At 38.9% G+C, this 6,542-nt stretch carries 11 protein-coding genes; 10 read left to right on the top strand and 1 reads right to left on the bottom strand.

Annotated features, from left to right (window positions below):
* The first annotated feature begins 170 nt into the window (after positions 1 to 170).
* The 10 genes from HMPREF9072_RS00225 to gldA all read left to right on the top strand — a co-directional run bounded on the left by HMPREF9072_RS00225 (position 171) and on the right by gldA (position 5,637).
* Complete coding sequence (locus HMPREF9072_RS00225; RefSeq protein WP_034565912.1) at positions 171 to 611, top strand: lipocalin-like protein; 441 nt, start codon at positions 171 to 173, stop codon at positions 609 to 611.
* Positions 608 to 793, top strand: a complete 186-nt coding sequence (locus HMPREF9072_RS12385) for a hypothetical protein (protein WP_009409931.1) — start codon at positions 608 to 610, stop codon at positions 791 to 793. The genes HMPREF9072_RS00225 and HMPREF9072_RS12385 overlap by 4 nt, the downstream gene beginning before the upstream one ends.
* A gap of 54 nt (positions 794 to 847) precedes the next feature.
* On the top strand, positions 848 to 1,069 hold the full coding sequence (locus HMPREF9072_RS12390) for a hypothetical protein (RefSeq protein WP_009409932.1): 222 nt from the start codon (positions 848 to 850) through the stop codon (positions 1,067 to 1,069).
* 225 nt (positions 1,070 to 1,294) lie between these two features.
* Positions 1,295 to 1,504, top strand: coding sequence for a hypothetical protein (locus tag HMPREF9072_RS00235; protein ID WP_009409933.1), 210 nt, complete (start codon positions 1,295 to 1,297; stop codon positions 1,502 to 1,504).
* Positions 1,492 to 1,776 carry a virulence protein gene (locus HMPREF9072_RS00240; protein ID WP_009409934.1) on the top strand — a complete coding sequence of 95 codons (285 nt, stop codon included), beginning with the start codon at positions 1,492 to 1,494 and terminating at the stop codon, positions 1,774 to 1,776. The genes HMPREF9072_RS00235 and HMPREF9072_RS00240 overlap by 13 nt, the downstream gene beginning before the upstream one ends.
* Positions 1,777 to 1,841: 65 nt before the next feature.
* A complete protein-coding gene (locus HMPREF9072_RS00245) occupies positions 1,842 to 2,318 on the top strand; it encodes an S-ribosylhomocysteine lyase (protein ID WP_009409935.1) in 477 nt (158 codons plus the stop codon).
* A gap of 3 nt (positions 2,319 to 2,321) precedes the next feature.
* Positions 2,322 to 2,555 carry a hypothetical protein gene (locus tag HMPREF9072_RS00250; protein WP_009409936.1) on the top strand — a complete coding sequence of 78 codons (234 nt, stop codon included), beginning with the start codon at positions 2,322 to 2,324 and terminating at the stop codon, positions 2,553 to 2,555.
* Positions 2,545 to 2,835: a type II toxin-antitoxin system RelE/ParE family toxin gene (locus tag HMPREF9072_RS00255; RefSeq protein ID WP_009409937.1), complete on the top strand. Its 291-nt coding sequence runs from the start codon at positions 2,545 to 2,547 to the stop codon at positions 2,833 to 2,835. Before HMPREF9072_RS00250 ends, HMPREF9072_RS00255 begins: the two co-directional genes overlap by 11 nt.
* Positions 2,836 to 2,838: 3 nt before the next feature.
* Positions 2,839 to 4,608, top strand: a complete 1,770-nt coding sequence (locus HMPREF9072_RS00260) for an aminopeptidase P family protein (RefSeq protein WP_034565915.1) — start codon at positions 2,839 to 2,841, stop codon at positions 4,606 to 4,608.
* Positions 4,609 to 4,737: 129 nt separating this feature from the next.
* Positions 4,738 to 5,637 carry a gliding motility-associated ABC transporter ATP-binding subunit GldA gene (gene gldA / locus HMPREF9072_RS00265; protein WP_009409939.1) on the top strand — a complete coding sequence of 300 codons (900 nt, stop codon included), beginning with the start codon at positions 4,738 to 4,740 and terminating at the stop codon, positions 5,635 to 5,637.
* Between the two features lie 35 nt (positions 5,638 to 5,672).
* Here the strand turns inward: gldA and HMPREF9072_RS00270 are convergent, their stop codons facing one another.
* Positions 5,673 to 6,386: a LytTR family DNA-binding domain-containing protein gene (locus tag HMPREF9072_RS00270; protein WP_009409940.1), complete on the bottom strand. Its 714-nt coding sequence runs from the start codon at positions 6,384 to 6,386 to the stop codon at positions 5,673 to 5,675.
* Between the last annotated feature and the right edge of the window lie 156 nt (positions 6,387 to 6,542).

A 6,542-nucleotide genomic window follows, 5' to 3' on the forward strand; every position in this document is an offset into this window, starting at 1 on the left:
CTTACAGTTTTGGTTACAAACTTTGGCAATGTTTTTTTGTTTTTATCTTCTAAAAATCATATCTTTGTATCACATTATTTTTTATCTTTTACCTGAATATACTCCATATTTTTGATGATAAATAAAAAAGTTGTACCTTTGTGGTGTCAAACCCAGAAACGATATTTCCAATGAAACCTTTTTATTTTTTCTTCTGTATGCTCCTCGTTATGAGTTGTAGCAAAAGTTCAAATGATAGTTCTTCCAATCCTTTACAAGGCACGTGGAAACTTATAGCTGTGATCGACGAAACTGGAAATGGTAGAAAGCCTGATCCTACAGTAGCCGATTGTCCGGATTGTTATGTGATTACTTTTAATAATGATGGTACTCTCACAGGAAAAACACATACTAATTTGCTTAGGGTAAATTACTCTTTTAGTGCTGAAAGCAGAGTGTTATCAATTGAAAAAGGCTTAGGAAGCACTAACGCTGCTGAAACTGCTGATGGTGAGTTGTTGATAAAAGTACTCACAGATAAGAGTATTTGTGTTTTCAAAAACAATTTGCTAAAAGTAGTCAATCAAGATACTCAAAACATTAAAGAATCCTTACTTTTCGAAAAACGATGAAACCTTTTTACTTCTTTTTCTGTATGCTCCTCGTTATGAGTTGTAGCAAGAGTTCCGATGATAATAACGCTTTTGCTTTTATGCCTCTACTCAATAGTTATATGGGTTCTACTGCTTCTGTTACTCACCAGCAAGAAATTATTCATAGCGAAACCGAATTACAAGAGATTGCTAAAAAATGAGGTATAGAACACAAAATAGCCAAACTCTCTAAAATTAATTTTAACACTGAACAGTTGGTACTCATTTGGGGAGACATCAAAGGTTCGACACCATCGCAAATAGAGGTAATCTCGGCTATAGAATATGATGACTATATAGAAATCATCACTGAAAGCAAAGTAACAGGAGATGCCTCGGCACTTAGTCGTCCTTTTTGTATTATTAAAACGACTAAAACACATAAGAAAATGGTGATTAAGAGTAATATCTCTACTAGTGGAATTATAGATTCTTAAAACAATTTCCTTAAAACATTTGTTTTTTAATGACAGGTTTAATACCTTTGCGGAGTAGTTTATTAGGTATCAGACGTTAGAGTTTTTTTCAGAAACTCTCCGAGCTTCTCCGAAAATTCAGACACTCCTAAACAACTTTACTCAAGAAGTTCAACTAAATATCAAATAACAACAAATTAAAATGTAAAAGGTATCATTTTACCTCTTATCTCTTACCTAAACAAAATGGATAGTAAATTTAACATAGGACAACGCGTGTGGGTTTCTCCTCAACTCACAGGAAAACCCGATTGGGTAGAAGCTACCGTTACCGAAATAGAACAAAATCCTTTTATAGGAATTGTCATTGAAGTAAAAACGGACAATGGCGAATTATTCTTTGAAAAAGAAGATATGTTTAAACCCGTTGAAGAGGAAGAATTATGTACGCTATAGCTTTTGACTTAATAGTTTCTGAGCTAAAGAAACATTATAAAGATCCATATCACAACGCTTATGCTGAAATTAGAAAAGTACTTAAACAAAATAATTTTTATTGGATACAAGGGAGTACTTATGCTACTGAAGGCGATTTGCGAGCCCTTTTTCGTGCTATACAAAGCCTAAAAAATATCAAATGGTTTTGCCTTTCAGTAAGAGATATTCGCGCTTTCAAAATAGAAGACTACTCCGATTTCACTCAAGAATTTCAACTAAATATCAATTAACAACGAGTTAAAATGTAAAAGGTATCATTTCTTACCTCTTATCTCTTACCTCTTAACTAAACAAAATGGAAAGAATAGCAAGTTTTTGTATCGACCACCTCAAACTCGAGCGTGGCATTTATGTATCGCATAAAGACTATGTAGGCAACGAAGTGCTTACCTCTTTCGATATCCGTATGAAGCTCCCCTACCGTGAGCCCGTACTTGGCAGTCCCGAAACGCATACTATCGAGCACCTTGCCGCTACTTGGTTGCGCAATAACCCCAAGTGGAAAGACAAAATTATCTATTGGGGGCCTATGGGCTGTATGACCGGTAATTACCTTATTCTCGCTGGCGACTATACTTCTAAAGATATCGCCCCCCTGATTACCGAACTCTTTGAGTATATCGCTAATTTTGAAGGTGACATTCCTGGTGCATCGGCTTTAGAATGTGGCAATTTCTACAACAATAACCTCCTAATGGCGAAGTATGAAGCTAAGAAATACTTAGAAACTCTTCACCACCTCACTGATAAAAATCTGAATTATCCCAAGTAAAATATGAATACAATGATTTTACAAGAACCCACTTTTCTAACCGATAGACAAGGCAATACACTCTCGGCAGTTGTTCCTATTGAACAATACTACGAGCTTTTGAGAATTGCTGAATTATATGAAGAGTTAGAAGATTTACAACTCTATTACGAATCTAAAGCCGACCCAACTCCTGCTGAGCCTGCTGATATAGTATTTAAAAGAATAGAAGCTCGCCGTAATCAAAATGAAAACTAAAACCAAAACAGAAAAAGAATATACTGTTGTATTGAAGAAAAAAGCAGAGAAGTTTTTAGATGGACTTTCTGAACCTAATTATTCTGCTGTTAAGACTGCTATTCTCTCTTTGGCTTACAATCCAAGACCTTTTGGTTATATCAAACTATCAGGTTCTGATGCCTATAGAATAAGAGTAGGAAACTATAGAATTATCTATGACATTTTTGATGAAATACTCACTGTAGAAGTTGTCAATATAGGTCATAGAAAAGAGATTTACAAAAATTCAAAACTATAAACAATGAATACACCCGAAAAATTATCCCTCTTGCGCTCTAAAATGCAAGAAAACCACATCGACGCTTTTGTGGTATTCAGCGCCGACCCTCACCTTAGTGAATACCTACCTAAAGAATGGCTCGAACGCGCTTGGCTCTCTGGATTTACAGGCTCTGCAGGTTTCGTGGTCGTTACCAAAGATAAAGCTGGCTTATGGACGGACTCTCGCTACTTTGTACAATCGGCTATTGAGCTCAAAGGCTCTGGCATCGACCTCTTCAAAGACGGTGTAGAAGGCACTCCCGATTATGCCGATTGGCTCGTATCAGTACTTCCCGCTGGGGCTACTGTGGCTCTCAACGCCTTGGCTACCTCTCACATAGCTTGGGAAAAACTACAAGCTACTTTAACCGCTCACAATATCAAATTGGTACATAAACCTCTCATCGACCTTATCTGGACGAACCGCGAAAAAGATTCTCTTCATCACATTTTCGTACACCCCGATAAATGGGCAGGACAAACCGTAGCCGAGAAACTCACCGCTATTCGCAAAGCAATGGCTACCCATCGCACTACCTTGCACCTTATCACTGCCTTAGACGATGTAGCTTGGACGCTCAACCTCCGCGGTAGCGATGTGGCTTACAACCCTGTATTCCTCGGTTATATCGCCCTCACCGATAAAGAAGCGACCCTTTTTGTAGATAAAGCTAAACTCACCCCTGAGGTAGAAGCTCATTTGGCAGTAGCCAAAGTAAACGTGCGTCCTTATGATCAGTTTTACAACTATTTGGCTACCGTAAAAGGACAAAATATACTCCTCGCCCCTAATACCAATCAGGCAATATTCGAAGCTCTCCAAAAGGACAATAAACTCGTGCAAGCTCCCGCTCCTGGCAACCTGATGAAAGCCGTGAAGAACGCTACCGAGCTCGAAGGATTCCGCACCGTAATGGTACGCGATGGGGTAGCAATGGTGAAGTTCCTCTACTGGCTCACCCACCAAGTAGGCAAAGAACCAATGACCGAATATAGCATCGGCAAGAAGCTACGCGATTTCCGCGCCGAAGGCAAAAACTTCGTAGGCGAAAGTTTTGGCAGTATCATTGGTTATCAAGGTAATGGCGCCATTGTGCACTATTCAGCTCCTCAGCACGGCAGTAAAGAGGTACATCCCGAAGGTAGTGTTTTGGTAGACTCTGGCGGACAGTATCTTGAAGGTACTACCGATATCACTCGTACCATTCCATTAGGCAAAGTGAGTCAGCAGTTTATTGACGATAGCACCCTTGTACTCAAAGGAATGATACAACTCGCAATGGTACAATTCCCAAGAGGTACTCGTGGCGTACAGCTCGATGCTTATGCCCGTATGGCGCTTTGGAAAAACCACAAGGACTACGGGCACGGTACAGGTCACGGTGTAGGTAGCTTTATGAATGTACACGAAGGACCTCAAAATATCCGCAAAGACCTCAACCCACAAGTGCTATTAGCAGGTATGGTATGCTCCGACGAACCTGGGGTATATCTCGAAAACCAATACGGTATTCGTCACGAGAACCTCATTACGGTGCGTGAAGTAGTTACCAACGAGTTTGGTACGTTCTACGATTTCGAGACCCTCACCCTTTGTCCGTTTATGCCCTCAAGCATCAATGTGAGTCTCCTTACCGATGTAGAGCGTAAATGGCTTAATGCCTACCACAAAACCTGTGAAGAAAAACTCGCTCCCCTTTTGGAAGGAGAAGTAAAAGAATGGTTCTTAACTCTTGTAAAACCTTTGTAGTTTAGCTTCTATTTGTTTTTAAATATACTGAAGGAAGGCTATCCAAAGCTCTATTTGGGTAGCCTTTTTTAATTATTACACTTGCCAATTGTTTATTATTTTGTACTTTTGAGCCCAAAATATAATAAGATGTCTGTAGAAGTTCAACAACTAACAAAAATATACGGACAGCAAGTGGCTGTCAATGCTATCAGTTTTCAACTTGAAAAAGGTGAAATTACCGGCTTTTTAGGACCTAATGGAGCAGGTAAATCTACTACTATGAAAATGATTACAGGAGCGCTTACCCCTACTGATGGAACAATAACAGTAAATGGCATTGATATACTAAAAAATCCTATTGAAGCACAGAGAACAATAGGGTATTTGCCTGAACACAATCCGTTGTATACCGAAATGTACGTGCGGGAATATCTGCGCTTTATGGCTGAACTATACCCCAAAGTCCCCTCCGATAGAATTGAAGAAATAATTGCTCTTACAGGGCTTTCTTCTGAAAGTAATAAGAAGATAGAGGCGCTCTCCAAAGGCTATCGTCAACGTGTAGGCTTGGCTTCTGCGCTTATTCACGACCCCGAAATTCTTATACTCGATGAACCTACCACAGGGCTCGACCCCAATCAGCTGGTAGAAATACGCCATATTATCAAAGAGTTAGGTAAGCGTAAAACAGTGTTGCTATCTTCTCATATTATGCAAGAAATTCAAGCTTTGGCTGACCGTGTGATTGTATTGCATAAAGGTAACATCGTGTTAGATAAGAAAATGACCGAACTGCAAAACAAAGAACAAATTATAGAAGTAGCTTTTGATTTTCGTGTCGAAGAACGCCTCTTGCGCGCTTTGCCTAACATAACATCAGTGCATAACGTCTATGATTTTCTATATCAGTTGCAGTTCGATACCTTAGAAGATATGCGCCCCACTGTATTTGATTTTGCCAAAGAAAACGGATTGAAAATACTACAAATTAATCACAAGCATAAAGACTTAGAAGAAACCTTTATTCAACTAACGGCTAATAATTAAAAAAGTTGCTTGATTTTTTCAAGCAACTTTTTTTATTAACCATTAGGCATTATTTTATTCAGAAACGTCTCCCTACAATTCTCAGCAATCGTAATGCGTTGTTTGCCAAATACTATTTGGTTGCGCTCCACTACTTCTACTTTGTCCAAAGCTACTATAAACGACCTATGCACTCGCATAAACCGTTCTTCCGGTAATTCCTCTTCCAATTTCTTCAAGCTCATTAGCGTTATAATAGGTTGTGGCTGACTGTCGAGGTATATTTTTACGTAATCTTTAAGACTTTCTATATACAAAATATCATCATACATCACCTTTATTTGCTTGTAATCCGCCTTTACAAACATATAATCCTGCGCTATTTCGAGCGGTTTTTCAGTAACAAAAGGTGTGCTTAATAGCAAAGCCTTTTGAGCCGTCTCCAAAAACTCAGCATAATCAAAAGGTTTCAATAAGTATCCAATAGAGTTTACCTTATATCCCTCAATAGCGTATTGGTCAAAAGCCGTAGTAAAAACAATTTTAGTAGAGGTGGGTATCTTTTTAGAAAGCTGGAGCCCTGTAAGCTCAGGCATTTGGATATCCATATAGATAAGGTCGGGCGTACTACCTTCATATAAGAACGTCAATACATCAATAGCATTGCTAAATTTGCCGACTAACCTCAGAAAAGGAGTCTTTATCACATAACTTTCTAGCAGTTGGAGCGCCATAGGCTCATCGTCTACAATGATACAAGTAAGTTGCATTTTGCCGCAGATATAAAATTCCAAAGGCAAAGATACACTTATTTTTCCGTTATATACCCAAATAATAATATTTTTTCTCCCTACATCCCCCCTTTTCCGTCGTCATATTTCCCCCTTTGAAGGGAAGTCCGCGAGAGCGGAGTATGTGTAAAGGGG

Origin of the sequence: Capnocytophaga sp. oral taxon 324 str. F0483 (genome assembly GCF_000318315.2) — a bacterium.
In the GTDB taxonomy this organism is placed as follows: Bacteria; Bacteroidota; Bacteroidia; order Flavobacteriales; family Flavobacteriaceae; genus Capnocytophaga; species Capnocytophaga ochracea.